This window comes from Mycobacterium sp. NTMscope_MAC_269 (assembly GCF_976985695.1).
Genome location: NZ_OZ335668.1, coordinates 4,672,075 through 4,698,593, shown reverse-complemented (window position 1 = coordinate 4,698,593; position 26,519 = coordinate 4,672,075). Strand labels below are relative to the sequence as shown.

General features: G+C 66.7%; 24 protein-coding genes and 2 riboswitches. Of the genes, 8 read left to right on the top strand and 16 right to left on the bottom strand.

The annotated features are described in order from the left end of the window. The first annotated feature begins 38 nt into the window (after positions 1–38). Together ACZ50Z_RS22250 and ACZ50Z_RS22245 are read left to right on the top strand one after the other, a co-directional pair. On the top strand, positions 39–1,256 hold the full coding sequence (locus ACZ50Z_RS22250; protein WP_464485499.1) for a sensor histidine kinase: 1,218 nt from the start codon (positions 39–41) through the stop codon (positions 1,254–1,256). Then, entirely contained in the window at positions 1,253–1,909 is a 657-nt protein-coding gene (locus ACZ50Z_RS22245) for a response regulator (RefSeq protein WP_464485498.1), read from the top strand. Before ACZ50Z_RS22250 ends, ACZ50Z_RS22245 begins: the two co-directional genes overlap by 4 nt. 13 nt (positions 1,910–1,922) lie before the next feature. Here the strand turns inward: ACZ50Z_RS22245 and ACZ50Z_RS22240 are convergent, their stop codons facing one another. From ACZ50Z_RS22240 to ACZ50Z_RS22220, 5 genes are all read right to left on the bottom strand, one after another. Further along, a complete protein-coding gene (locus ACZ50Z_RS22240) occupies positions 1,923–2,183 on the bottom strand; it encodes a hypothetical protein (RefSeq protein ID WP_464485497.1) in 261 nt (86 codons plus the stop codon). A gap of 184 nt (positions 2,184–2,367) precedes the next feature. Then, positions 2,368–3,708, bottom strand: coding sequence for an aromatic ring-hydroxylating oxygenase subunit alpha (locus ACZ50Z_RS22235; RefSeq protein ID WP_464485496.1), 1,341 nt, complete (start codon positions 3,706–3,708; stop codon positions 2,368–2,370). A 12-nt stretch (positions 3,709–3,720) separates the two neighbouring features. Further along, positions 3,721–5,481, bottom strand: a complete 1,761-nt coding sequence (locus ACZ50Z_RS22230; protein WP_464485495.1) for an N-acyl-D-amino-acid deacylase family protein — start codon at positions 5,479–5,481, stop codon at positions 3,721–3,723. A 127-nt stretch (positions 5,482–5,608) separates the two neighbouring features. Beyond that, a complete protein-coding gene (locus tag ACZ50Z_RS22225; protein WP_464485494.1) occupies positions 5,609–6,745 on the bottom strand; it encodes a phosphotransferase in 1,137 nt (378 codons plus the stop codon). 101 nt (positions 6,746–6,846) lie between these two features. Continuing rightward, positions 6,847–7,467 (bottom strand): TetR/AcrR family transcriptional regulator, encoded by a 621-nt coding sequence (locus tag ACZ50Z_RS22220; RefSeq protein WP_464485493.1) that lies wholly within the window; start codon positions 7,465–7,467, stop codon positions 6,847–6,849. A 121-nt stretch (positions 7,468–7,588) separates the two neighbouring features. On the opposite strand from ACZ50Z_RS22220, the gene ACZ50Z_RS22215 reads away from it, so the two are divergent. Then, positions 7,589–8,725, top strand: coding sequence for an Rv3169 family protein (locus ACZ50Z_RS22215; RefSeq protein ID WP_464485492.1), 1,137 nt, complete (start codon positions 7,589–7,591; stop codon positions 8,723–8,725). Beyond that, positions 8,725–9,801 carry a phosphotransferase family protein gene (locus ACZ50Z_RS22210; RefSeq protein WP_464485491.1) on the top strand — a complete coding sequence of 359 codons (1,077 nt, stop codon included), beginning with the start codon at positions 8,725–8,727 and terminating at the stop codon, positions 9,799–9,801. The genes ACZ50Z_RS22215 and ACZ50Z_RS22210 overlap by 1 nt, the downstream gene beginning before the upstream one ends. A gap of 10 nt (positions 9,802–9,811) precedes the next feature. On the opposite strand, the gene ACZ50Z_RS22205 is transcribed toward ACZ50Z_RS22210, so the two are convergent. Both ACZ50Z_RS22205 and ACZ50Z_RS22200 read right to left on the bottom strand, forming a co-directional pair. Continuing rightward, entirely contained in the window at positions 9,812–10,303 is a 492-nt protein-coding gene (locus ACZ50Z_RS22205; protein ID WP_464485490.1) for an ATP-binding protein, read from the bottom strand. 12 nt (positions 10,304–10,315) lie between these two features. Beyond that, positions 10,316–10,693 carry an STAS domain-containing protein gene (locus tag ACZ50Z_RS22200; protein ID WP_464485489.1) on the bottom strand — a complete coding sequence of 126 codons (378 nt, stop codon included), beginning with the start codon at positions 10,691–10,693 and terminating at the stop codon, positions 10,316–10,318. A gap of 362 nt (positions 10,694–11,055) precedes the next feature. Between ACZ50Z_RS22200 and ACZ50Z_RS22195 the strand changes: the two genes are divergently transcribed. Further along, positions 11,056–11,949: a fructose bisphosphate aldolase gene (locus tag ACZ50Z_RS22195; protein WP_464485488.1), complete on the top strand. Its 894-nt coding sequence runs from the start codon at positions 11,056–11,058 to the stop codon at positions 11,947–11,949. 37 nt (positions 11,950–11,986) lie between these two features. Here the strand turns inward: ACZ50Z_RS22195 and ACZ50Z_RS22190 are convergent, their stop codons facing one another. Then, entirely contained in the window at positions 11,987–13,066 is a 1,080-nt protein-coding gene (locus ACZ50Z_RS22190; protein ID WP_464485487.1) for a DUF190 domain-containing protein, read from the bottom strand. Positions 13,067–13,335: 269 nt separating this feature from the next. Here ACZ50Z_RS22190 and eno point away from each other — a divergent pair, with 269 nt between their 5' ends. Continuing rightward, positions 13,336–14,604: a phosphopyruvate hydratase gene (gene eno / locus ACZ50Z_RS22185; protein ID WP_464485486.1), complete on the top strand. Its 1,269-nt coding sequence runs from the start codon at positions 13,336–13,338 to the stop codon at positions 14,602–14,604. A 29-nt stretch (positions 14,605–14,633) separates the two neighbouring features. Here eno and ACZ50Z_RS22180 read toward each other — a convergent pair whose 3' ends face one another. The 7 genes from ACZ50Z_RS22180 to ACZ50Z_RS22150 all read right to left on the bottom strand — a co-directional run bounded on the left by ACZ50Z_RS22180 (position 14,634) and on the right by ACZ50Z_RS22150 (position 22,616). Beyond that, on the bottom strand, positions 14,634–16,655 hold the full coding sequence (locus ACZ50Z_RS22180; RefSeq protein ID WP_464485485.1) for a proton-conducting transporter transmembrane domain-containing protein: 2,022 nt from the start codon (positions 16,653–16,655) through the stop codon (positions 14,634–14,636). Beyond that, positions 16,652–17,461, bottom strand: coding sequence for an NADH-quinone oxidoreductase subunit B family protein (locus ACZ50Z_RS22175; RefSeq protein WP_464485484.1), 810 nt, complete (start codon positions 17,459–17,461; stop codon positions 16,652–16,654). The genes ACZ50Z_RS22180 and ACZ50Z_RS22175 overlap by 4 nt, the downstream gene beginning before the upstream one ends. Continuing rightward, positions 17,462–18,964 (bottom strand): hydrogenase large subunit, encoded by a 1,503-nt coding sequence (locus tag ACZ50Z_RS22170; RefSeq protein ID WP_464485483.1) that lies wholly within the window; start codon positions 18,962–18,964, stop codon positions 17,462–17,464. After that, a complete protein-coding gene (locus tag ACZ50Z_RS22165) occupies positions 18,961–20,268 on the bottom strand; it encodes a proton-conducting transporter transmembrane domain-containing protein (protein ID WP_464485482.1) in 1,308 nt (435 codons plus the stop codon). The genes ACZ50Z_RS22170 and ACZ50Z_RS22165 overlap by 4 nt, the downstream gene beginning before the upstream one ends. A gap of 211 nt (positions 20,269–20,479) precedes the next feature. Continuing rightward, on the bottom strand, positions 20,480–21,163 hold the full coding sequence (locus ACZ50Z_RS22160) for a hydrogenase (protein ID WP_464485481.1): 684 nt from the start codon (positions 21,161–21,163) through the stop codon (positions 20,480–20,482). After that, positions 21,163–22,122 (bottom strand): respiratory chain complex I subunit 1 family protein, encoded by a 960-nt coding sequence (locus ACZ50Z_RS22155; RefSeq protein ID WP_464485480.1) that lies wholly within the window; start codon positions 22,120–22,122, stop codon positions 21,163–21,165. The genes ACZ50Z_RS22160 and ACZ50Z_RS22155 overlap by 1 nt, the downstream gene beginning before the upstream one ends. Continuing rightward, complete coding sequence (locus ACZ50Z_RS22150; RefSeq protein ID WP_464485479.1) at positions 22,119–22,616, bottom strand: NUDIX hydrolase; 498 nt, start codon at positions 22,614–22,616, stop codon at positions 22,119–22,121. The genes ACZ50Z_RS22155 and ACZ50Z_RS22150 overlap by 4 nt, the downstream gene beginning before the upstream one ends. Positions 22,617–22,627: 11 nt before the next feature. Continuing rightward, a riboswitch (Fluoride riboswitch) is annotated at positions 22,628–22,701 on the bottom strand. Positions 22,702–22,925: 224 nt separating this feature from the next. On the opposite strand from ACZ50Z_RS22150, the gene ACZ50Z_RS22145 reads away from it, so the two are divergent. Beyond that, entirely contained in the window at positions 22,926–23,498 is a 573-nt protein-coding gene (locus ACZ50Z_RS22145) for a histidine phosphatase family protein (protein WP_464485478.1), read from the top strand. Beyond that, the gene (locus ACZ50Z_RS22140) at positions 23,495–24,709 is read left to right on the top strand and encodes an MFS transporter (protein WP_464485477.1); all 1,215 of its coding nucleotides are present in this window, start codon (positions 23,495–23,497) and stop codon (positions 24,707–24,709) included. Before ACZ50Z_RS22145 ends, ACZ50Z_RS22140 begins: the two co-directional genes overlap by 4 nt. A gap of 76 nt (positions 24,710–24,785) precedes the next feature. On the opposite strand, the gene ACZ50Z_RS22135 is transcribed toward ACZ50Z_RS22140, so the two are convergent. Then, the gene (locus tag ACZ50Z_RS22135; protein WP_464485476.1) at positions 24,786–26,174 is read right to left on the bottom strand and encodes a PPE family protein; all 1,389 of its coding nucleotides are present in this window, start codon (positions 26,172–26,174) and stop codon (positions 24,786–24,788) included. 274 nt (positions 26,175–26,448) lie between these two features. Further along, a riboswitch (Fluoride riboswitch) is annotated at positions 26,449–26,509 on the bottom strand. Between the last annotated feature and the right edge of the window lie 10 nt (positions 26,510–26,519).

Genomic DNA, 26,519 nt, shown 5'->3' with positions numbered 1-26,519 from the left:
GGATGTGGGGAGGCGCGGGGCTCTTCTAGGATTGGACGATGTTGCGCGCCGCAGCGGATCACGTGCGGGAGCAGCTTCGCCGACGCAGCGAGCTGATTCCCGTCGGCGTCACGTGGACGTCGCTGATCGCCGTCGATGCCGCCCTCGTATTCGGCGGCGTGATCGGGACGCTGCAGCGGCCCGTCTCCGATTGGCCCGTGGCGCTCACGGCGTTCGCCCTGGCCCTGTCGCCCGAGGTGATGTTCTTCGTCTTCAACATGAAGATCATCCCGGGGCCGTTGTGGGCGGCCTGGTCGGCGGCCGCCGCGCTGACGCTCTTCGCCACATCGACGCCCATTCACGCCGATTTCGCACCCGCGTTGTTGGTCCTGATGGTTTTGTCCGTCGCGACGTTGGCATCGATCCTCGGCGGCTTCCTGGCCACCGCATCCGCGGCCGCGATGTTGCTCACCGCGTCCGCGCTGCACCGCCTCGACGCGGTGGCGCTGTACCTGGGTTTCATCGCGGTGGCTTGGCTGCTCGGCTACCTGATGCGGACGCAGCGGCTGCTGCTGGCCGAACAGATCGCGGCACAAGAGGCACTGGCAGAGCACGCCGTCGCCGACGAGCGGCGCCGGATCGCGCGCGAAGTGCACGACGTCATCGCGCATTCGCTCAGCATCACCCTGTTGCACGTGACCGGTGCGCGCCGCGCGCTGCAGCAGGATCGCGACGTCGACGACGCGGTCGATGCGCTGGAACAGGCCGAGAAGCTCGGGCGGCAGGCGATGGCCGACATCCGCCGTACAGTCGGGCTGCTCGACAATTGGCCGACAAAGACGGCTCAGACCACGCCCGAACCTGGCATCGACGACGTCGCGGTGCTCGTCGAAGGTTTTCAGCAAGCCGGCCTGGGCGTCACGCTGTGCGTCGAAGGATCCACTGATCACGTGTCGCCCGCGGTCGGCCTCGCGCTCTATCGCATCACCCAGGAGTCGTTGGCCAACATCGCCAAGCATGCGCCCGAATCGAAAGCCAGTGTGGTGCTCGATATTTCGTCGGCCTCGGCGCGGCTCGCCGTCAGCAACCTGGTGCCGGCCGCGGTCGTTGCTGCGCGGTCGACGGAGGGGCGCGGGCTGCGCGGCATGCGTCAGCGCGTGGACCTGCTCGGCGGCGCGCTCGACGCCGGCCCGACCCGCGACGGGTGGTCGGTGTGCGCGGAGATACCGCTGCAGGAAGGTGACAGCACCTGGCGCCCGTGGTGGTGCAAGCAATGACCGACCCCGCACCCGAGACCACGGTGCTGCTGGTCGACGACCAAGACCTGGTGCGTTCGGGCCTGCGCCGGATCCTGCGCCGCAAGGACGGTTTCGTCATCGTCGCGGAGTGTGCCGACGGCGACGAGGTGCCCGCGGCGGTGGCCGAGCACCGCCCCGACGTCGTCGTGATGGACCTGCGGATGCGCCGGGTCGACGGCATCGAGGCCACCCGCAGGCTGGGCGGCAGGCCGCCGGTGCTTGCGCTCACCACCTTCAACGAGGACGAGCTGTTGTCGGGGGCGCTGCGCGCCGGCGCGGCCGGCTTCGTGCTCAAGGACTCCTCCGCCGAGGAGCTGATCCGCGCGGTGCGCGCGGTCGCCCGCGGCGACAGCTACCTGGATCCCGCGGTGACCTCGCGGGTGCTCTCCACGTATCGCAAAGCGGCCCCCGGCCCGCGCGGCACCGCGATCGCCGAGCTGACCACCCGCGAGCTCGACGTGCTGACGTTGATCGGCCAGGGCCTGTCCAATACCGAGATCGCCGGCGAGCTCTGCATTTCCGGCGTCACCGTCAAGAGCCACATCGGGCGGATCTTCGGCAAGCTCGACTTGCGCGACCGTGCCGCCGCGATCGTCTACGCGTACGACAACGGCATCGTCGCCCCGCGCTGAAACCTACGGCGGCTTACAGCGGGGCCGACGGCTCCGCAAGGTTCAGCAGGAGGTAGGCCATGCACACGAGGAAGTTCAGCACCACCATGACCAGGCCCGCGAACATGAGCGAACGGGTGCCGCGTTGCTTGAGCCTCTTGTAGCGCGCGGCACGAGACTCGCGGTCGAGCTGAATCGCGATCAACGCGAAGTTCACGTTGATCAATTCATGAGCGGCCAGCGGCGCACCCGCCAGCATTTCCCGCAGCCGCTCCGGTGCCGTTCGAACACCCACCCGTTCGAAACTGTGGCACAGACGTCGCGCTCGCCGTCGGCGAAGCGTGTGATACGGCAGCCGTAGCTGACGCGAAAGTTGCCCTCGATCGTCCCCCCAGGGGTAAGACGGGGTCATCACAAGCGGGATTCTAAATCGCCCGGGGCCACTTTGGCCGTGTGTACACGAATTATGTTGCGAGAGGTCATTTCGCCGCGCCGCCGCTCATTTGCTCGGCGGCCGGCAAATCGAGGTAGCGCTCCAGGTTGCGGTGCATGTTGATCACTCGGCGTTCCTCGCTGGACAACACCAAGTGCGTGAACCCGGGCTGGTGCATGCCGCGCTGCAACCCGGGCAGCACCGCAATGTCCTGGGTGAGCACGATGCCCGGCTCGGCCGCCTCTGCGGCCATGCGCACATCGGTCGGCTTGGCGCGCGGCGCGCCCGGCGGCATCCGGGTCATCAGGAACATCACCAGCTCGCCCTTGTCGGGGTCGGCGCCGGGGCGTGAACACATCACCGTGAGGTGGTCGGCGTTGGCTAACAAGGTCATGTTGGGAAACACGTTGTACTGGTGCAATCGGGTCATTCGGTCGGTGTCGGCCCAGTCGAGATCGACGCCGCGGCCCGCGGCGAAGGCCCGGGTGCGCTCGGCGATCAGGTCGGCCACCGTCTGCCCGGGCCGGCGTTCGTCGGCGGGGAAGGGCGTGCCCTCGGCCGCGCCCATCAGCGCTCCCTGCGTGTAGACGTAGGCGTCCCACACCTCTTCGTCGCTCAGCGCGCCGTCCAGGCGCGGGCTCTGCACGCCGTAGGGCTGATCGGACTTGCCGGTGTGACCCCAAATCTGTTGCGGCGCATGGATATCGTCGACGCAGCGCAGCAGTTCGGGGTGCAGGGTCTGGATATGGTAGGTCTCGCTGTAGCCGTCGGCGATGGTTTTCCAGTTGGCGTCGACGTCGACGGTGAGCGTGGCGTAGCAGCGAAAGTCCTCGAGGTGGCACCAGGCGATGTCGTCGGGCACCGCCTCCAGGTACTCGAGCAACGACACCGCGCCCGGGTCGAGGTTGACGAAGACGAGTCCCGCCCACGTCGCGACGCGGGCCGGTATCAGCGGGAAGTCGGACATGCGCAGCGAGCCGAAGCCCTTGCGGTTCGGCACCCGTTTGAGCGCGCCGGCCAGGTCCCAGGTCCACCCGTGATAGCCGCACTTGAGCTCGCGCAGGCCCGAACCCGAGCCCGTGCACAGCGAGTTGCCGCGATGCCGACACACGTTCTGAAAGGCGCGGATCTCCCCGTCGTCGTCGCGCACGATCAGCACCCCGTACGGCCCGCAGCGGTACTCGAAGTAGTCGCCGGGTGCCGCGATGTGGTCCACCATGCACGCCAGCTGCCACACCCTGGGCCACATCCGCTCGACCTCGAGCGCGGCGAACGCGGGAGAGTAGTAACGCTCGGCCGGCACCAGCGTCGGGCTCCTTGGCGGGGTGCCGATCGCATCCTCCTGGACGTGCGAGCGGGTGCGCGCCGGGTTGCCAGCCGTTGCCATCGGGCGGAGCTCTCAGCGCGCTCCGCGGACCAGGCGCCCGGGGCGGGCCCCGGTGTCGACGTCCTTGCGGCGGGTGACGGTCCCGCTGACGATGGTCGCCGCATAACCGCTGGCGCCCTGCAAGATTCGGTTGCCGCCGGCCGGCAGGTCGAAGGCCATCGCCGCCGGGTGCAGGGTCAGGGCGTCCATGTCGATGACGTTGATGTCGGCCTTCTTGCCCGGCTCGATGGTGCCGCGGTCGGTGAGGCCGAACAGGTGAGCGGTGTCGCGGGATTGCTTGCGAATCACGTACTCCAGCGACAGCTTGTCGCCGCGGTGCCGGTCGCGTGCCCAGTGCGTGAGCAAGAACGTCGGGTAGGACGCGTCGCAGATCATCCCGCAGTGGGCGCCGCCGTCGGACAGCCCGAGCACGCCGGCGGGGTGGAGCATCATCTCGCGGATCGCGTCGTGGTTGCCGTCGGCGTAGTTGAACAGCGGCAGCATCAGCATGTTGGTCGCGTTGGACTCGAGCATGAGGTCGTACAGCGTGGACAGCGGGTCCTCGCCGCGGGCCTTGGCGATAGCCGCGACGGTGCGGTCCGGGGTGGGCTCGTAGTCGGGCGGAGTGCCGAGCGCGTATAGCCGCCCGAGCGAGTGCTGCACCAGGGCGAACATCCCGTCGAACAGCAACGTGGGGTCGGCGGGCAGGTCGTCCTCGGACAGGATCGCCGCCTTCACCGCGGGGTCGGCCAGTCGCTGCGCGAGCTCCTCGCGGCCGCACTCCGCTTTGAGGCGACGGTAGGTGGGGCGGTGGCTGAAGCCGTGGTGGCCCTGGAATCCGATCATCATGCCGAACGGGCGCGCCGCGATCTGCGGGTACAGGCGCGCGCCCGCGGCGTGTGCGTCGGCGGACAGGTCGAGCATTTCGCGCCACAGGTTCGGGTCGGCGTCCACCTGGATGAGGGCGAACGATACCGGCCGGTCGATCTCGCCGCTCAGCCGCCGCATCCAGGCCAGTTCCTTCTTGGGGCCGATGATGTCTTCGCCCGCGGCGCCCTGCGGGGCGAGCTCGAACACCGCCTGGCCGCCTGCGGCCATGGCGCGACCGAGGCCGAACAGCTCATCCTCGGCGGCGAACGTCCCCGGTACGGGTTCGCCGTCCATGGCGCGGTGCCCCATCGTGCGCGACGTCGAGAAGCCGAGCGCGCCGGCTTCGATCGCCTCGCGAACCAGCCGGCCCATCGCCTCGATGTCGTCGGGGGTGGCGGGCTCGTTGCGGGCGCCCCGCTCGCCCATCGCGTAGGCGCGGATCGCGCCGTGGGCCACCTGGCTGCCGACGTCGACGGAGAATTTGTGCTTGCCGATCGCGTCGAGGTACTCGGGGTAGGTTTCCCAGCCCCACGTGATGCCCTCGGTCAGCGCAGTGCCCGGGATGTCTTCGACACCCTCCATCAGTTCGATCAGCCACTGCTCGGTGCCGGGCCGCACGGGCGCGAAGCCGACACCGCAGTTGCCGGTCACGATCGTCGTGACGCCGTGGCCGCTGGACGGCTCCAGCAAGCCGTCCCATGTCACCTGGCCGTCGTAGTGGGTGTGGATGTCGACGAAGCCGGGAGCCACCACATGCCCTGTCGCATCGATGGTTTCGGCGGCCTCCCCGGCCAGCGTGGGGCCGTCGGCGGAGCGACGAACGACGTCGACGATCTTGCCGTCCTTGATGCCGATGTCGGCGCGGTAGCGCTCGGCGCCCGTGCCGTCGACGATGGTTCCACCGGTGATTTTCAGGTCGAACATGAGACTCCTCTTCGCCGCCGTGGGCTGTCTCGGAGGGCTGAGCGGAAGGCGCGGCAGCATTTCGCTACGGTAGGTAGCGTAACTCGTGGCGCCGCGAAGGCAATAGCTTCAGCCGAATTCGCCGGTCCTACAGAGAGCTCTTCAGGGCCGCGACGGTTTCCAGATCGTCGAGCGCGGCGACCCCCCGGCTCAGGCCTTCCATGGCGATGCCTTCGACCTGCATTCCGCCCATCCCGGTGGTGATCAGCGGGGCGGCATAGGCGTACAGCGCGCCCTGGCGGAACCGCAGCCACAGGTCGTCGCGGTCCAGTTCGGGGCCGCCGGCGGCCACCAAAGCCCGGCGGTAGTCGTCGAGGAGATCGCGTTGGCTGGCCCGACGGTCCTCCGGGGTCAGGCTGGTGATCAGGGTGTAGGCGAGCTCGCGGCTGGGGTGCCCGCGTCGCACGGCCTGCCAGTCCAGCAGTCCGGCCTTGCCGCCGTGGAAGTACATGTTGCCGGGGTGGGCATCGCCGTGCATGACGGTGTGCGGGGGAGTGTCGATGAGTGCGGCGACGGCGCGGTAGTTGTCGGCGATGAACGCTCCGTTTTGAACCGGGATCGTGGTGCGGTCGGCGAGCCGCTTGATCGAGGTGTGCATGAGCGAGCCGGTCAACAAGGAGGTCACGTCGCCCGACGGCGTGTACAGCCAGCCCAAGGGTCCGCGCCCGTCGCGCGGCAGCCGCCCCCAGAACGTGGCGTGCAGCTCGGCCAGCAGCTCGACGATCAGGCTGGCCTGGTCGGTCGACAGCGGGTGCAAGGTGTCCGGGAACTCGCACGACTCGGCCGGGAGATCTTCCAGCACCAGCAGGTACCGGCCCGTCCACGCATCGAACGCCGCGCCGTAGCAGTAGGGGACGCCGATGACCTGCGGCGCGAGCTGGCGATAGAAGCGCACCTCGGTGTGCCCGAGCCGGCCGAGCTCACCCATCAGGCGGGTCGCGGCCGTCTTCGCCGCGACCTTGACGAACACCGACTCCGGAACGTCCTTGCCGGTCAGCACCAGCCGGCCCCGCGAGGACGTGCCCGCGTCCCTGCTCAGCACGCGGACCGACCGCACGGTGGTCCCCATGACGCGGGAAAGGACCGCCGGGTCGATCTCTTCGACCGCCCGTGGCAAGCCGAATCGGCCGCCCACCGCCGCATCGGTCGCCACCCGGCCCGCGCCCCGGCCCAGGTGGGCGGCCAGACCAAGGAAGGAGAAGGCTTGTCCCACAGGAGATTTCATGTCCATCCATCCCGGTTTTCCGTACGCCCCCGCTGCTACGTCATCAACACCAACGCCGGCGAAGAAAACCAATCAACGTCTGGACATCAGACAATATACGATTATTGTCTGATCTGTGGAACCAGGGCCCTCACCACGAGCTGTTCGACGAATTCGCGTTTGTCGGCCGTGGGTCGGTGGCGCCACGAGGGCGCCAGCAGAAACAGGGTCGTGCTGTGCAACCACTGGACGATCGACCGAAAGTCCACGTCGGGGTAGAGCAGCCCCGCCGCTTTCCAGCGTTCCAGCAACGGCCCGTAATGCCGCAACAGCAGCTCGACGATCGGCTCGGAACCTTTCTCCAGCGCAGAGGCCACCGCGGTGCTCTCGGCCGCGAACAGCGCTTCGTTCAGCGGGTTGCCGTCCACCGACTCCACCCGTGCCAGCACCATCTCGGGCACCGATCGAACGGGATCGTCGGGCGCGGGCAGCGAGCGCACCAGCTCGCCGAGCGCGGTGTCCACGCGCGACAGCATCAACCCCAACAGGACATCGTCGCGGCCGGGAAAATAGCGGTACACCGTCGAGCGCGACACCCCGGCCTCGTCGGCGACCTCGCCCATGCGGAACTGGGTATTGCCGCGCCGGACGATGCAGCGGCCGGCGGCATCCAGGATCCGTCTACGGGCCTCCTCGTCGTCGAGGATCGCGCGGTCGTCGCCCCACCGCCGGCTCGGTTCCATGGCGGGGATGCTACGGGATGCGTTGCGCTACTTCGGTATCGGATGCCCATCGGACCTGTTTGGGATCCGACCATGAAACACCTTGCACCGCAACGACGAACCTCGCCAGAAAGGCTGATTGATGGCGTATTCCGCCGCGGATGAATCGTTCACCCACCAGCTTCCGGCCACTTTCGACCAGGTGCACAACCCCGACCCGACGTGGTCGGATCGGTGCTACTTCTTCGCCGCATCGCCGGACGGCACCATGCTGCTGGCCAGCGGCTACGGCAACAACCCGAACACCGGCACCGGCCTGGGCTACGTCAAGGTCAGCCTCGCCGACGGCCGGCACTGGGACCTGCTGTCCGGCCGGCCCGTCACCGGGGACGACCGCGGCGATTTGAACGCCGGGCCGATGCGCTGGACCTGCGTCGAGCCCCTGAAGAGGTGGCGGCTGGACGTCGAGCCCAACAACTCCGGAATCGAATGGGAGCTCTACTACGAACCGACGGCCCCGATGTGGGAGCTGTTGCCCATGAAGGTGCACGGCAAGGACGGCCAGATGTTGGCCGACATGTACCACATGAAAGAGCCCGGGCGCTGGAGCGGCTGGGTGACGATTGACGGGGAACGGTTCAGCGTCGACGGCTTTCACGGCGGCCGCGATCGCACCTTCGGTGTGCGGGTCTCGGACAAGATCGACTTCTGGTTGTGGCTCGACGCCGGGTTCGACGACCATGCCATCGAAGCGTGGATCATCGAAACTGCTGACGGCACAGTTAATTACGTCGACGGGGGCATCACCTACGCGGACGGGAGGTTGTCGAAACGATTCGTCAAGATCGACCACGACGTCGAATTCGACGGCGACCGCAAGCGACCCACCCGCGCGGTGCTCGTGTTCACCGACGAAGACGGCAACACCCATCGCGTGACCGCCGACGCGACCCAGCAACAGGTCAACGCCTACTACGGGCTGCCGATGGCGCACTGTCAATACGAGGACCTGGGCGGCGGTGCCTACTTCATCCATTTCGCTTGGGACAGCAGCGATCCCGACCAGTTGTCCGAGACCGAGGGCAAATCGATGGCGCTCGACCAACTGATGCGGTTCGAGCGAGACGGTGACACCGGTTGGGGCATCTTCGAATTGCTGATGGGCGGGCAGGGCTACGCCCGTTACCCCAACTGGACGGCGATGGACATGTCGGCGTTCACCCAGGACAAGACGCCGGTCGAACGCTTGCCGGCGGACAGCGAAGGCGTTCGGCAGTGATGCTGGGTGCCGAAATGGAACGACGGTTGACCGACTGGGTGCGCGCCCAGGTGCCCGATGCCGATGACGTCCGTCTCGAGGGCATCGACCGGGTGAGCTTCGGCCACTCGGCCGAAATGATGACGCTCAGCGTCGTCACCCGGCGCGGCGGGCGCGACGAACGGCACGACGTGGTGTTGCGGCTGCGGCCCAAACCGCCCGCGCTGCTGGAGCCCTACGACCTCGCCCGCCAGTTCGCCATCCTGCGCGCGTTGGCGGACACCCCGGTCCGGGTCCCGCGGGCGCTGTGGCTCGAGCCGACCGGCGAGGTACTCGGCCGGCCGTTCTTCGTGATGGAGCGGGTCGGCGGAGACGTGTACGAAATGGAACCGCCCGCCGGCGCCGCCGGCGACACGGTGGTCCGGATGTGCCAGAGCCTGGTCGAACAACTGGCCGCCATTCATGCCGTCGACCTCACCCGGACCGGGCTGGACACCCTGGACGATGGCGCCAGCCACCTGGACCGCGATCTGAGCCATTGGGCCGCGGAGATGAACCGGGTCAAGCGCGACCGTCTGCCCGCCCTGGAACGCCTCCATGAGGCCCTGCTCGCCGGCAAGCCCGACCCGTGCCCCACGGTTTCGCTGGTGCACGGCGACGCGAAACCGGGCAACTTCGCTTTCACCGCCGGTGAGGTGAGCGCCGTCTTCGATTGGGAGATGACGACCGTCGGCGACCCGCTCACCGACATCGGCTGGCTCGAGATGCTGTGGATGCAGCCGGTCGGCATCAACAGCCACCCCGCGGCCCCGTCCATCGAGGCCCTGCTGGCGCACTACGAATCGGTCAGCGGGATCCACGTCGTCAACCGGCCGTGGTACCGGGCGTTCAACGCTTTCAAGATGGCCGTTATCTGCCTGATCGGCGCGATGCTCGTCGAGGACGGCCACAGCGATGATCAAAAACTCGTGCTCGCCGCCTACGGCACCTCGCTGATGACCAAAGCCGGGCTCAGCGATCTCGGCATCGACGAACGCCTCGACGACGGGCCGGTGCTGCCCCGCGAAGACCGTATTGCGCAGGTCCTGGCCGGATAGTCAGCCGCGTTCAGGCGTTGCAGGGGGAGCGGGTCAGGTCGGTCCAGGTCAAGGTGACGCGGGTGCCCTGCGGGCTGCGGTCGATGACCGCTTCGTCGGCGAGCGCCTCCATCAGCGGGATGCCACGGCCACGCATCTGCCGGCGGCGCGGCGCGGCCACCTTCTGCCGCCACCGGCCGCGATCGTCGACGGTCACGGCGAGGGTGTCGGCGTCACCGTCGTAGGTCGCCCTCACATCGACCGTCCCGCGATGCGCCGCGTCGACGTACGCGAACTCCGCAGCATTGGCGATCGCTTCGTTCACCGCGAGGAGCACGTCACTGAAGCGGTCGGCGCACAGCGAGAAATACCGGTTCAGCCACGCCCCGAATTCGGCGCGGGTCCGGGTGGCGCTGCGCGCATCGGCCGCCACACGCGTTCGCACGAAAAGGGTGCGGTCATCGACGTCCGAGAGGTTATGAGGCTGATCCGAGCGGCCCATCGTCCCGAGATGTGTCCTCATTCTTCTCGGGGATCATTCCCCGGTGATACCGCTCAGCGCGCCGTCCAGGCTGCTGTAGAGCGCGAGGACGCTGTCGATCCCCATCAACTTGATCGGCCTGCTCGTGGCCGAGCCGTTGGCGACGACCGCGAACTTCGTCGGCGGTTCGACCTCCGCCTGCGCGGTGACCAGCACGGTCATCCCCGCCGAGGCCAAGAAACCGACCTTCGACAGGTCGACGATCAGCGCGGCGGGCTTGGTGGCCAGCGCGGTCTGAATGGCTTCAGCCAGCTGCGGCGAGCTGAGCATGTCCACCTCACCCGAGACGGTGAGTACGACCGCCTGATCTACCTGGTGTTTGCCCACTTCAAAAGCGGTTGGATCGACGACGTCGCCGGTTTGTTCGCCCATGGTCCATCACTCACATTCGGTCCCGTGTGGGACACCGCTAGCTCTCGTACAGCCACTGCCATATCCGGGGGCTGCTGCTGAACCCCTCGGGAACACGCTTGCCTACGGAGGAGATGCGCCCCGTCGATCTGCGCTGATTGTGCAGATACAGATACAAGTGTTTGGTCAATGGTAGGACACGCGGCGACCGCGGCCCAAAATGCTGGACGATTGTCGGCGCCGCGATGGGGCGCGGGTCGACCCCGGACCGATGGCCTGCCTGCCCCCGTCGGGGCTGGCCGAATATGATCGGCACGATTCAGGCTTGAGCGCGCGTGGTCTTTCCGGCCGGGTGTGCCCATTACGAGGGAGTGAAGAGTTCAATGTCGAACCAGCAGCAAGCGGACCGGATGACGTCGGGCAAGGGATTCATCGCGGCGCTCGACCAGAGCGGCGGCTCGACGCCGAAGGCGCTGCGCCTGTACGGCATCGAGGACAGCGCGTACTCCTCCGACAAGGAGATGTTCGACCTCATCCACGAGATGCGTTCGCGGATCATCACCGCGCCGTCGTTCACCGGTGACCGGGTGCTGGCGGCGATCCTGTTCGAACAGACCATGGACCGGGAGATCGAGGGCAAGCCGTCGACCACCTACCTCTGGGAGACCAAGGGTGTGGTGCCGATCCTCAAGATCGACAAGGGGCTGGCGGACGCGTCCAACGACGTCCAGCTGATGAAGCCGATGCCGGGGCTCGACGACCTGCTGGAGCGGGCCGTGAGCAAGGGCGTGTTCGGCACCAAGGAGCGGTCGGTGATCGGCGGCGCCAACGCCGAGGGAATCGCCGCCGTGGTCGCCCAGCAGTTCGAGGTCGCCCGCCAGGTGCTCTCGCACGGGCTGGTGCCGATCATCGAGCCGGAGGTCACCATCTCGATCTCGGACAAGGCCGAGGCCGAGGCCATCCTGCGCGACGAGATCACCAAGCAGCTCGACGGTGTGCCCGACGGCCAGCGCGTGATGCTCAAGCTGAGCCTGCCCACCGAGGCCAACTACTACCGTCCGCTGATCGAACACCCGAAGGTGATGCGGGTGGTCGCGCTCTCCGGTGGCTACTCGCGCGAGGAGGCCAACGAGCTGCTGGCCAAGAACGCCGGCCTGATCGCCAGCTTCAGCCGGGCGCTCACCGAGGGGCTCTCGGTCGACCAGTCCGACGAGCAGTTCAACACCACGCTGGACAAGGCGATCCAGTCGATCTACGATGCCTCGGTCGCCGGCTGACTATCCCGATGGCGGCGACCCGCTTCGCGATCGCCATCTAGTAGCGGTGCTGGGCCATTCGCGGTGGCCCGTGCCCGCCGTCGTCCTCGTCGGAGACCAACGCGGGCACCATTTCACTGGTGACGAGTCCCTCTTCGCTCGTCAATTCGTCGATGACGGCGAAAGATTCGGCGATGTTGGCCGGGGTGTCGATCACGATGGTCACGATGGGCACGCGACGCGTCAGCGAGAACAGCTTGTCGCCATGGGGCTGGTGGTCGCCGTGAAAACCCCAAACGCCGCGGAGCACGGTGGCGCCATCGACGGTCTTGGCCTTGCGTAACCGCTGAACGATTGCGCGATGGATCGGCATACCGCCGTGGTGTGCCGACTCGGAGGTGTAGATCGTCAGCTTCTGCCATAGCGGCAAGCCATGTTCGTCCATCCCCGGCAGGGCGTGCGGTCGCTCCAGTAGCTCACCGTCGCGCTTGCAGACGCGGACCCGTTCGAGAGTGAACATCGGCCGGTGGAGTAACCCCCCGAGCTCCGGTAATACCCGACCGATGTGCTCACCGGACCCGACGGCGACGATCATCATCGGCACATCGGCATTTCGGCTGAGGAAATGGGCACGTTGGCGTTCCCCGTGAGCGACGCCGTCGACACCCAAAAGCACTGTCGCGCCTGCAATTCGGCGTCGATACATCAAATCACAGATGGCGATGTAGGCCGGCACCCCGTAGACGCGTTCCTTGCGCCCCACGTAAACCGTCAACTTGACGGATTCACGCAGATCCTCGGGGAGTTCGGCGGGAACGATGTCTTCGCGCAGCAGCCGTGCGCGCTCCAGGGTCGCCAGGCCTCGCTGTTTGATGGACAGCACAGGGTCGAGCAGCGGCTCGATCTTCGTCCTGGTGTCGACCGCGAAGATCGCCACCGGTGGATCCTCGGATAACGTCAACGACTGATCGGTGCGAAAACGGCGCATGGTGCCGAAACCGCTGATGCCGCGCAACACCACGCTACAAGCGATGCGGTGCCGCGCGTATAGGCCGAGTAGGACGTCGGAGACAAAGCCGTCGCTGGTCCGCCGGCGCTCGGCCAGATACGTGGTGAGCTTCAGACAGTCTTCGTCCACTGCCGCTCCTCAGATATTGGTGTACGAGAGCTTTCAGGTCGTCCTGAGAGGCCATCGTCTAGTCTCGCCGCTTTGCCGGATATTACGCGCGGTGAGAAGTATGTCGTTGTCGCCGTGGCGCCTCTTTCGTTGGCAGGGCCCAGCTAGCGGCTGCCGCTGGTAGTGTCCGTGTCCAACGGCGGTGGGGCTCGCCACAACCGCGGCGGCCACGGCATTGCTGTGGTCGCGCGCCAACGGTCCCTGGCTGACTGGGCTTTAGGAGATCCGTTATGCCTGTGATCTTTTCGTCCGTTTCCGCATTGGAGGTGCTGGACTCCCGTGGGCGGCCCACGGTGTCGGTGCGGATGACCTTGTCCGACGGTCGCGCCGTGGTCGCCGGCGTGCCCTCGGGGGCATCGACCGGCAGTGGCGAAGCGGTCGAGTTGCGCGACGGTGATCCGACACGGTACGAGGGCCGAGGTGTCGGCCGAGCGGTTTCCGGCGTCAACGGTGTGATCGCCGACGCTCTTACGGGCCGCGCGTTCGATAATCTTGAGCAACTCGATGCGGAGCTGGTCCGGCTCGACGGCACACCGAACAAGTCGCGGCTGGGCGCCAACGCGATCGTCGGGGTGTCGATGGCGGCGGCGCGGGCGTTCGCCACCGAGTCGCAACAGCCGCTGTGGCGCTGGCTTGCGCCGGACGGTGTCACGCCGCGACTGCCGGTGCCGCATTTCAACGTGATCAACGGCGGCGCGCATGCCCCAAACCCGTTGGAGTTTCAGGAGTTCATGATCGCCCCCGTGGGCGCCCCGTCGTTGCCGGAGGCGATTCGTGCCGGAGCGGAAATCTACGGCCGGTTGCGCGCCACGCTGCAAGAACGAAAGTTGGGCACCGGTTTGGGTGACGAGGGCGGCTTCGCGCCCGATATCGAGTCGCCCGAGGAGGTGCTCACACTGCTCGTCGAGGGGATCGCGGCTGCCGGCTACACCCCTGGACGTTCCGGGGTGGCGATCGCGCTGGACCCCGCAGCCAGCGAATTCCACCGGAATGGCTGCTATGAGGTTGGTGGGCAAGCGCTTTCGAGTGACGACTTGATCCAGCGGTACGCGCAGATGGTGCAGGAATTCCCGATCTGGAGCATCGAGGACGGTATGGGGGAGTCGGACGCCGACGGTTGGTGCGCGTTGACCGAACGGCTCGGCGAGAGCGTCCAATTGGTCGGCGACGACAACTTCGTCACCAATCCGGCACTGATCCGCTCGGCGGTTAGCGCGGGAATCGCCAACGCGGCGTTGATCAAGGTCAATCAGATCGGCACGGTCAGCGAGACTCTGGAGGCGCTGCGGGTGTGCCGCGACGCCGGCTACGGCGCAATGATTTCGCACCGGTCCGGCGAGACCTGTGACACCTTCATCGCCGACCTGGCTATCGGATCCGGTTGTGGGCAAATGAAATCCGGTGCACCGGCTCGCGGCGAGCGTGTCGCCAAGTACAACCGGCTGGTCGAGGTCGCCGCCAGCGTCCCCGGCTGTGCGTTCGGGCTGCCGCCGCGCTAAGCGACGTTGCGTGCTACCGGTGCGGGCGGTCACGGTCGCCACACCGCCATGATCACGGCCAGGACCGCGAGAACGGCCAGCAGCATGTACGCCATGTAGGCATCGAGGCGGCCCGATTGCAAACGCTTGGCCGCCCGGGCCACCGCCAGCAATGCCGCGATGGCCGGTCGGTACAGGTAACGGTCGAAGACCTCGACGACCTCGACCCGGTAGGTCAGCACGGGTTGCCCGACGGCCTGAGTTGACGGCTCGGTCGGGGCACCCCGCAACTCGGTCCGGGTCAGCAACACATTGGCCAGCACGTTGCGCATGGGGTTGGCATAGGCGAAGGAGGTATACCCGACGCCGCGGTGCACGCCCGGCGACGCCGACGACCACGGTGTCACCCACCGCACGCGATCGAGGCGCCGTCCCGCTAGGCCGCTGGCCACCGCCGCAATGAGCACCGTCATCACGGGTAGCACGATCCACAACCAGCTCGGCGACAGCGCGGAAAACTCGCCGAAAACCGGCTGCAGTACCCAAGGTTTGGCGTTGGCGCCCCGCGCTTGGTCCCCGACGATCGGGGCTAGTCCGGCAGCGATGACGCGGATCTGCAGCGGCGCCAGCGCGGCCACACCGAGGCAGCCGGTGACCAGCAGCGCAATCCCTATCCGCAACCACCCGTTATGGTCGGCGCGGGTGCCGGCCGGGTCGAATGCGGGTTCGTCGATGCGGGAGGGGCCGAACGCGGTCAGTGCGACCACCCGCACGAACGTCACGCCGGCCACCCCAACGGTGAGCGCGACCAGCACACCCGCCACTGCGGTGCACAACTGCATGGCCAGGCCGGTGACCCGGAACTGCTGCATCAGCGATTCCAAAATGAACCATTCCGAGGCGAATCCCGCCGTCAGCGGCAGTCCCGCTAGTGTGAGCGAGCCGATGACCAATCCCGTTCCCGCCCAAGGTAATCGGCGTGCGATGCCACCCAGCAGGTCCAAATTGGTGGTGCCCGCGGCGGCCTCGATCACCGACGCCGCGATGAACAGCAGTGATTTGCCCATCGCGTGGGTGATGACTTGGGCGGTGGCGGCGACCAAGCCGGCGGCGGTCAGGAGCGGCACCCCGGCGGCGGCACCGATGAGGGCGACCCCGAACCCCGCGAGGATGAGGCCGGCGTTCTCTACGCTCGACCAGCCGATCAGCACCGTGAGGTCGGGGTGCACCGCGGCTTGCGCGATGCCGAAGATCGCGCTCACCCCGGCCAGCACCAGCAGTACGCATGCCAGCCACAGCGGCGGGGCCCCAAGCAACTGCAGGGTGCGCCACATCCCATAGAAGCCGACATTGACGGCGGCACCGGCCATCAGCGCCCGTGCCAGCCCGGGGGAGGCCGCGTAACAGCGGGGCAGCCACACGTGGCCGGGCAACAATCCGACCTTGATCGAGAACCCCACAAGGAGCAGCGCGTAGGCCGCCTGCCCCAGGGCACCGCGTGCATCCACGCCGGCGGCAGTGAGTGTGAAGGTGTGGGTGCGCGAGACCAGCAGCAGACCACCCAGCAGGAGTGCCGCCCCGCTGGCTTTGCCGAACACCACTGTGACCAAGGATGCCCGTGCCCGCCCCGGGTGGTTCCGGTGGAATCCAGTGAGCAGATAGAACGCCACCGTCAGGGCTTCCCATCCGAACAGCAAGACGAATAGGTTGTCGGCGGCCACGATGACCGCGACCGCCGCGATCGTCAGCGCCAGTGCGGCGGTCAGTCGGCCATGCCGAGCGCCGCCAAACGCGGCCGCGGCGCACAGCGCGGGGACCGCCACCCCGCCCGCGATGACGAGGAACAAACCCGACAGCGGGTCGGCGTGCAGGGCCGCGGGCCCCAGCCCTCCTAAGCCGCCCAGCGGCACCCGGTCGCCGTGCCCAGCCAGCCCGCGCGCTCCGGCCACGGCGAACGCCGCGGCCGAGGCGACCACCGCAGCCGATGCCGTGAGCTGCGGACCACGGCGTTCTCCAGCAGCCCAACCGACGAGCACTGCAAGGGCCGCGAGTGCTAGCCCGGTGGCGATCACGACACTCTCCTCGGCCTAGCGGGGAGCCGGCCCAATGCGAGCAGGATGCCGTGCAACAGGCTGAACGGAGATGCGGGCGATCCGGGGATCCAGACGTCGACCGGCAGGAGATCGCCGACACCGGTGCCGCCGGTGTAGCCGCCGCCCACCAGACCGCCGCTGATCGCGTCGGTGCCGACCGCGATGACCACGACGGGCCGCGGCATGCCATCGAGCGTGCGGCGCAGTGGTTCGGTCATGTTGGCCGCACCGATCCCGGTCACCATCAGGATGTCGGCGTGCCGCGGGCTGGCGGTGAAGAAGATGCCCAGCCGATGCAGGTCGTACACGGGATTGCTGAGGGCATTTACCTCCCATTCGTCGCTGCCGTCGGAGCCGGCGTCAACGTGCCGAATGTGTACCGATCGGCGCAGCCGCCGCACACGCTTGGCCAGCTCGGTCCGCATCACGTCGAGCGCCTCGTCGGTTTCCGGGACAGGGCGTACCACCAGCGCTTCGCGGCGCAGCCGCGCGGTGTCGGCGCCGTGTGCCCATGCGAACCAATCCGGGGCGGTCGCGACGCAACGCCCGCACAGGATGCATTTGCCCCGATCCAGATTGGTCATGTCGGTGACGGCGATCGCCGCGGTGGGGCACTGCGTGGCGGCCTCCGCGGCCCGACGCAGCAGACGCCGGTGTCCGGCTCGCGGGTCGCTGCGCGGTAGCACTTCGACGGCGGCGGGAAACTGACCAAAATACGTGTCGGGGTGCTTCGGCCATCTGGTAGTGAGAAGGCCGTCGCGCAGGCCGCGGAAAAAGACCACCATCTACATCGCCACCCCGGCATAACAGAGACCGAAGCTGGCCTCGATGAACGGAAAATCGGTGAACACATCACCGTGAAAGACGTCGTGAAAGAGCACCATGTTGTGCAGCGAGGCCGTGCGCGCAAAGCAGCGGCCGACGCGGCCCTCACGCAGCTCAATCCCGTAGAGAACCTCGCCCTGCGGTGACTCGGCCCAGCCCGCGGCAAAGCCGTCGTGCGGGTCGACGGGGACAGAAAGGTCCGCATGGACTGCCCCGCTGAGCCGGGCGCAGGCGTGCTGAATCAGGTCGACGGCGGCGTCGATCTCGGCCCAGCGCACCCGCAGCCGTGCCATCGCGTCGCACTCCGTGCTGAGGGGCGCCTCGAACGCGGGCAACTCTGAATAGCCATCGTAGGGCCGATGGAGCCGGGCGTCGTCGTCGAACCCTGATCCGCGGCCGACCGGTCCCAAGGCCCCATGCGAGGCGGCGAGTTTCTCGTCGAGCCGCCCGGTGCCGCGGATGCGGTCCAGAAACGACGGGCTTTCCATCAGCGCGCGTCGATCCGCGCGGATGCGATGCGCCACATCATCGATGGCGACGTGGAGGGAGGCGGGGCTCATGCGCGGCGGCGCGGACACGCCGCCGACGCACACCACCGAGCGGCCGAACCTGTTGCCGCACAGCAGGGATACCAGTCGCATCACCTGCTCTTTGTGCCAGCCGAAGCGCGCGTTACCGATGGCCAGGCCCGCAGCGTCGCAGAGGCGCACGACCACGTCCAGGTGGTTGGCGATGCGTTCGAGTTCTGCGTGGATTACCCGGATCAATGCGGCGGGCGGGGGAATTTCCGTGTCGGCCAAGGCTTCCACCGCGTGAGCGAACGCGAGCGCATGGGCGACGGAGGAAATACCCTCGACGCGTTCGGCGATCAGTATGGCGTCCTCGACACCGAGGCCTTCGAAGCGTTTGGCGATGCCACGATGTTTGTAGTGCGGGCGGATATTCAAGTGCGGGATATCTTCCCCCGGTGTTTCGATGAGGAATTCGATCGACTCATAGACGCCCGAGCGCACAGGACCCAAGGGCAATGTGAACACCCCGTGCCCGCTGACATCGACCGGCCCCTGCCGGTCGCTGGCCGGCAACTCGCCGCCGGGTTCGGCATGCCCTGGACGGGGATGCAGCTGGCCGGGCTCGGTCGCCAGTAACAGGGGATCGAGCCTCGGGTGCCCCAGTGGCGTCACCCCGGACAGGTCGTGCAGGGCGCGCTCGTACCAAAACGCCGCGGGCACATCGGGCGTCAGTGCCGGATAGGTCAACTCGCCGCCGGTGCCGACCGAGAGCTCGGCGCCAAGACATTCCACGCCGGTTCGGGTGACCAGCATGGCGCGCAGTTGCGCGTCCTCGTCTCGGTGGGTGCAGAACAATCCGCCGAAGCGCGCGCCGGTACCAAGGCGGGTCAGTACTTCGGCCCGCCATTGGGGTAGCGGCAGTTGAACTTCCATCGTCGTCGCGGCGGTCATCGACTGGATCTCGCCAGATCATTGGCTGCGTGGGTGAGGAGTTGGATCAGGTCGGCCGGTGGTGCCAACCCGAGCAGCAGCAGCGCTGCGGTACCCATCACGACTGGGGCCACCATCCAGGCGCTGGGCTCACCGCGCTCCATGGCTTCGGCCTTCGCAGCACCGGGGCCCTCGGGGTGAGAGGGCGCGAACAGCATCCACGTGGTCGCGGCGGTGAGCCCGGCGAACGCGACCGTGACCAAGCACACGAGCGCTACCGCTGCGGCGTTGCGGTGATCGGTCAGACCCCCTGCGACGATCTGAAACTCACTGCGGAATAACCCGAACGGCGGCATGGCAGATAGTGCGAACACCGCCAACAGAAACATCGGGGCCGACCACGGCAGCCGCGACATTGCGTCGCGAATGCGGTGAAGTTCCTTGGTGCCGTATTTGCGGACCAGCACCCCGGCACCCATGAACGCGTTGCCTTTGGCTGCGGCATGGGCAACCACGTGCAGCAGTACCCCGGCCAGGGCGAGCGGAACACCGAAGCTCGCCCCGATCGCCAGGATGCCCATGTGTTCAACACTCGAATAGGCAAGTAGGCGTTTGATATCACGCTGTTCCAGCAGATAAAGCGCCGCCAGCAGCAGCGAGGCTGCGCCGAAGATCAGCAGCACCAGCTGGGGGAAGCGAGGGCCTAGCGAAATGATGGAGATTTGGTAGAACCGCAGGATGGCGTAGAACGACACCGCAAGAAGCGATCCCGACAAGAGGGCTGAGATTGGAGTGGGGGCTTCGGCGTGCGCGTCGGGTAGCCAGGTGTGCACGGGAAAGAGTCCGACCTTGGTGCCGAATCCGACGACCGCCAGCACGAAGGCGAGCGCAACCGGAGTGTGCGGCATCCGCGCGGCGCTGTCCAGCAGCGGATCGAACGCCAAGTCATAGGATTCGCCGAGGACCGTCGAGCCGGCATGGTACATGAAAATAGTTGCTAGCAACGCGATCCCGAGCCCGGAGGACGCGATCAGCACGTATTTCCACGCGGCCTCAGTGGCACCCTCGGTATCGTCGAGCGCCACCAGTAGCGCCGACACGACGGTGGTGATCTCCACGGCGATCCACAGCAGTGCCAGCCCGTTGACAAGTGGCGCGGCGATCATCGACCATGCGAACGCGTTGAGGCCGACGTAGAAGAGTCGGCTGTAGCGGGCGAAGATGCGCCGGTCTTCTGCCCCGGCCGCAACGGTGGCAGCTTCGGCGGCCTGATAACCGACCGTATAGATGGCAGTCGTCATGTACAGGAACGCGGTGGCCAACACGAAAACGACCGACAACGCATCGGCGCGTAGATAACGCACCGCGGTCAACGTGTGATTGGTCGCGGGTGTGACCAGTGCCACCGCAAACGCAAACGTCGCGATCCCGGTGGCAACCGTCAAAGTCGCGGCCGCCCGCCGGGGCGCGACGACACAGGTAAGGGCGGTCAGAGCGGGTACCACCACCAAAAGCACGAGCAGCACCGACATCTCGCTACCCCCTCAGCCGGTCGAGGGTCTGGGTGGACAACGAGCGCGTGCGGCGGTGATGGGTGCGCATCAGCACGCCGAACACCACGACCGCCACGAGCAGATCGAACAGGAACGCTACTTCGAGGATCAGCGGCATGCCCGCCGCGACCACGAGACTGGCTAGCGAGACGCCATTTTCGAGTGAGAAGAATCCGATGGCCTGGCTGACGACGTCTCGGCGCATGATCATCAGGACGAACGCGACCAGGACGACGGCCACCGAGAGACTTAGCGCGGTGGTGGGCAGGACCGAGGAGTGAATTCCGAGAACGCCGATGGAGAAAAACCCGAATCCGGTGACGCCGATTGCCACCAGCACCTGGTTGGCCACCCCGAGTGAGCCGCTTCCGGCGATCTCGGCGCGGGCGTCTCGCAAGAGCGCCAGCACGATCAGCGGCACGACGATTACCTTGAGTAGCAGCGAAAGGACCGCCAGCGCATACAGTTCCGGGACATCTCGGCCATGGGCGACTACGGCGGCCAGGACGCTCACCGCCAGCGACTGGCCCGCATATAGGCGCACCTGCGAGCGCAGCAGGGCCGCCCGCAGCATCCCGAATTCCAGCAACAACACAATGACAGCCACCGTGTTGGCGATGCCCTCGAATACGCTGGGCACGGATTGGCTGACAGCTACCGTGGTCATCAGCCGCCTCCCAGATATAGGGTGAACACCGCGAGCACCGAGAGCAGCAGCGCGGCCGAGACGAACTCGGTGATTTTGAACAACCGCAGCTTGGCGAAACTGTTATCCAACACCGCGATCAGGCATCCCAGCAGAGCTGCCTTGCCGAGTAGCGCCGGAATCGCCAGCGCAACGTCCAAGGGGCGCGGGGTCGACGCCATGCCCCATGGGGCGACGAAGACATTGAGGAAGATCACGTACAGGACAAGTTGTTTGGCCGCCGATCCCCACTGCAGGAGGGCGAGATGGGGGCCGGAATACTCAAACGACCGGCCTGTTTCGATCATTCCGAATTCAATAGTGCCGGTGTGGGTTTCGACCGGAATCCGCGCGGTCTCGTAAAGGATCACCATGAACAGTGCCGCCGAGGCCAGTAGGTGCGCTGGACGCACGATTTGGTCGGGGCCGCTGCGGACGGTCGCTCCGAGGACGTAGGGCAGATCCGTCGTGGTGATCAACGCGACCGCAAAAATCACCAGCAGCATGACCGGTTCAGTGATCGCGGCAAAGGTCTTGGCGCGGCTCGACGCCAATTGTGCGTATCCATCCCCCGTTTCGGCCGCGGCGACCGCAACGACGAAGCTCGCGAAAGCCAGAATGAGACCGCCGCCGAGGATGTCGCCCATGTAGCCCAGCGGTAGCGGATAGCTGGTAAGTACCGGAATCAGCATTGGCACCGTCAGGTAGCACGCGAGCGATACGACCGGCGCCAGCCGAAAGAACGGGCCGGCGCCAACTGGTGCAAGGCTTTCCTTGGAAAAGAGCTTGGACAAATCGAAATACGGTTGCAGGATCCGCGGGCCGCGCCGTCCCTGCAGCCTCGCTTCAAACCAGGCGATGAAGCCGCTGATGGCCGGCGCACCGGCCACCACGGTCAGTACCTGCAAAGCCTGCACGAACGACAGCGGCAAGCCCGTCATCGATCGTCCCAATCCGGACGCCACATGTTGCCGAGGTAGCGGGCGTATCCGCCACGTCGCAGGTCGGGGAGAAAGCCGGCGATCGGCGGGTGCAGGGTCAGTGCCTTGAGTTCGTCCCATCGCACCCACACCGGACGACGGCCTGGTTCACCGGCCAGTTTTGAGCTCGCGTCGAATTCCTCGGCGATGAAGACGACTTCGACGACGCGATGATGTGCAACGGGATCATTGACTTCCAGAACCAGGGCACACCGGTTGGGGAAAACGTCGAGACCCGTCTCCTCACGGGTTTCCCGTCGCGCGCAGGATGCCAGCCCTTCGTGCGGGTGCGGACGTCCGCCCGGCAGCACCCAATCTTCACGATCTGGTCGTTGCACCAGCAGGACAGCATCGCCACGCACCACCGCTACGGCACAACGCAATTCAACCGGCGCATCTTCAAAACATGCCGCTGAATCACCGCGCTCGGGCGCGGCCAAAGGACGAGAGGCCACCTGCGACTCCTTCGTTCGCAGGAGCCATCAGCCTTGTGGCGGTTCGGAAGTCGCCTTCCGGGCGGGCACCATCGCCAATAAATCAGTCAGTATCAGTCAGTATCAGTTAATCAACAGACCTCTAGCTGGTCAAGCAACGGCTTCAGGTAGCGCCGCTGCAGACACCGAAAGCTTTCCCAGTTGTCCCTTGCCACCCGTTGTCGCCGCGTGGGTAGGCTGGTCTGCGGCGATGGATCTCCGCCGGGATGACGTTAAGTGTCCGAACCGCCCGATCGGGTTGATGGCTCCTAGCGAACCGGAAGGAGAGTCATGCCCGCTGGCGGTATCGACCGGGTCTATTTGGCCCGGCATGGGCGCACCGCGCTCAATGCCGATGGACGATTGCGTGGACTGTCCGATCCGCCGCTCGATGACGTGGGGCGCGTGGAGGCCAAGCGTCTAGGCGAGGCCCTCGCCACGCTCGGGGCGACGGTGGTGATCAGCAGCCCGTTACAGCGGGCGGTCTCCACGGCAGAAGCGATCGGTGCGGAGGCGCGTGTCCGCGTGGAGATCGACCATCGGCTCAACGATCGCGACTACGGTCCATGGACCGGCGCGCCACGCATTGAGGTTGAACAACGGTTCGGCAGCGTCGATGCCGCACCCGGCGTTGAACCCGCCGACGGTGTAGCTGCGCGCGCGTTAGCCGCGTTTACCGAGTTGACCCGCGAATACGCCGTGGGCCCTTTGATTATGGTTTCGCATGACGCATTCAATACCGCGTTGCTTCGCATGCTCGACCTCGTGTTGCATGGGATCCCGCAGCGCACAGGTTGCTACAACCAGATCAGCCGCCGCGAGGGACGGTGGCAGGTCGACTTCTACGACCGCAAGCCGCAATGACCCGCGCAAGGGCCGACGGGCGTTGGTTGACGCCCGGCGTCGGTGCCGTAGGAGCCGCGAGCTTCTTCTCCGATTCGGGACATGAGATCACGACCGCGCTGCTGCCGACGTTCTTGACCAGCACTCTGCACGGGTCCGCGGCGGGCTTGGGCATCATCGATGGTTTCAGCGATGCGCTGGTCGGCGTCATGCAATTGGTGGGCGGGCCGCTGGCCAATGACCCGCATAAGCGGGCACGCACCGCTTCTGGTGGCTACCTGGGCACCGCTGTTGCCACGGGTGCGATCGGGTTGGCCGCCACGGTTTGGCAGGCCGGGTTGTTGCGCGCGCTGGCATGGGTGTCACGGGGCTTGCGCTCGCCTTCGCGCGACGCGCTGCTGGCATCCCTCAGCCCGACCACGGCACACGGCCGAGCCTTCGGCCTAGAGCGTGCGGGCGACAACCTGGGTGCGGTAGCTGGGCCCCTGCTGGCTGCCGGCTTCGTGGCGTGGGTGGGTGTACGCCCAGCCCTGTTGCTGGCGGCAATCCCCGGTATGTTCGCCGCTATCGCGATCTATGTGGCCGCGCGAGAAGGCCGTCGCCACAACCGCTCCGCCGAGCAAGTCACGCGGCGACGGCTCGATTTGGTGGCCTTGCGCAACGCCGGAATGCTTCGCGCGCTGGCGCCGGTGGCGCTCTTCGAGTTCGGCAACATCGCCACCACCTTGCTGATCCTGCGCGCCACGCAGCTACTCACCACACCACATCGATCGCTCACCGCTGCCACATCGCTTGCCATCCTGATTTACGCCGGCCACAACGTGATCGCGGCGCTTGCCTCGCTGTTTGCCGGTCGCTGGTATGACCGCGCCGGGCCACGCATCGTATTCGCCGCTGGAGCCGCGGTGTACGTGATCGCGTATGGGCTCTTCGCCGCCGGTGGCAACGACGCATGGCTTCTCGTTGTAGCCTTCTGCGCCGCTGGGGCCGGCATCGGGCTGGCCGAACCCACCGAATCAGCGGTGGTGGCTCAGTTGCTGCCTGATAGTTTGCGCGGCAGTGGCTTTGGTGTCTTGGGCGTGGTGCAAGCCGGCGGCGATGTCATCGCCACGGTGATGGCGGGGATCTTGTACACAGTGGTCTCTCCGCCGGCCGCGTTCGCATACGCGGCCGCGTGGATGTTCGCGGCCGTGCTGGCATCGGGCATGCTCGGTCGCTTGACCCGCCCCTAATTCGCTTCGGGCGGGGCCCTATTACAGAAACTCACCGCGCCGGTTAACTGTCTGTTCCAAAGCGTTACCGGTCCGATCAGCTACCGAGGAAGCGACGTCGTTGTGGTGTGGGTTCCTGCGAGGTCACGAGCCCACCGTCGTGAAGTTTGGCGAGCAGCGACTGGGCCCGTTCGGCAAGTTCACGCAGTTCGGCTTTGATGTCGGCCGCCGGTTCGTTCGGGAACCGCTTCGGTTCCTTCGATATTGCCGGACTGTTCGGTCGGAAACGTTCGGTGCCGCCTCGGCCCAGGCCCGCGCTACCACCGACGGCGCGTCCGGCAGCTCCGGCCAGGGCCATGTCTGCGAACAGGTTGCCAGAACTTGCTGTCGCCGCTTCGGGAGCAATCTGTAGCTCGGTGAGCGGCAGCGCGTAGGCGAGCGGCCGAAACGCCGGAGCGGCCGAGGTCCAGCCCGGCGGTACCGACAGTGAGCCGACCGTGGCTCCCCTGCCCAAACCGGCGGCAATCGGAGAGGGTGCGGCGCTGGGCGTTTCGGCGAGCGCGTTCGGGCCGCCGAAAATCCATTCTGGCACCATCTGTCCGCCCGGTCCGTAACCGGTGTAGGGCCCTTTGCCTGCCGCATAGTCGCGGTCGGCGTTGATCATGAAGCCGCGGTAGCTGGTTCCGGCTGAGGTGAACGACGCCGTCGCACTCGTCGTCGATGCAACGACACCGGTACTCGCAATCGGTATGTCAATGGATATCAGCGGTATCGCGATCAGGGTGAGAATCGTGATCAACGTGGTGGGATCCAGTGCGGTGGGCAAAGTTAGCAACGGGGCCGCAGTGGCCGCGGGTATCGCTAACCCGTGGATCGCCTGGGGGATCGCAGACATTAGTTGAGGGCCGTCGGACACGAGCGACTCTGTCACCGCGGCGGCTTGGCCGGCCGTTCCTGCGGGGTTGGTGGTCTCCGGCGGCGGGGTGAACGGCGTCAGTGTCGATGCGGACGCCGCGGCCCCCGCATAGCCGTACATTGCGGCGGCGTCCTGGGCCCACATCTCTAAGTATTGGGCCTCGGTGGCGGCGATGGCCGCGGTGTTCTGTCCGAGAAAGTTCGTCGCGATCAATGCCATCATCAGGCTGCGATTGGCTGCGACCACCGGTGGAGGCACCGTCATCGCAAACGCTGCCTCATAGGCGGCGGCAGCCGCTCTGGCCTGTACGGCGGCTTGCTCGGATTGGGCGGCCGTCGTCGTCATCCATGCCACGTAGGGTGCGGCCGCTGTTGCCATCGAGGCCGACGAAGCCCCCAGCCACGGCCCGGCAGCAAGCCCGGCAACTTCGGCTTCGTAAGATGCTGCCGTGGAATGTAATTCGACAGCCAGCGCGTCCCAGGCCGCCGCCGCGGTCAACATGGGTCCCGCGCCGGGTCCCGCATAGATTCTGGCGGAGTTGATCTCCGGCGTCAGCATTCCGAAGTCCATTTTCGTGAGCTCCCTTGGTTTTAGCCATGTGGCGACAAAAGGCATGTGGAACTTCTGGTGAAGAGTCGTTGGTTAAGGCCTGCCGAGGGGTGACTGTCGGCCGGACGTGGGCGTGGCAATCACCCGTTGGAGGTGCGCGGCGGCGCGCGATCGGTGGCCGAGCACCGGCGTGGCGCGGATGGACGGTCGAGGTCAGTCCCCGCGTGACAGCGCAAGACAACAGTGCTGGCAAGATGTGCCAATCGCCTCCACCCGCCTTCTACCCCTGGCAAATCAACGGGTAGAAGCCATCAGCCGGTGCGGCGGTTAAGGCGAGCTTCATCGCCTGTTCGCGATATTAACGCC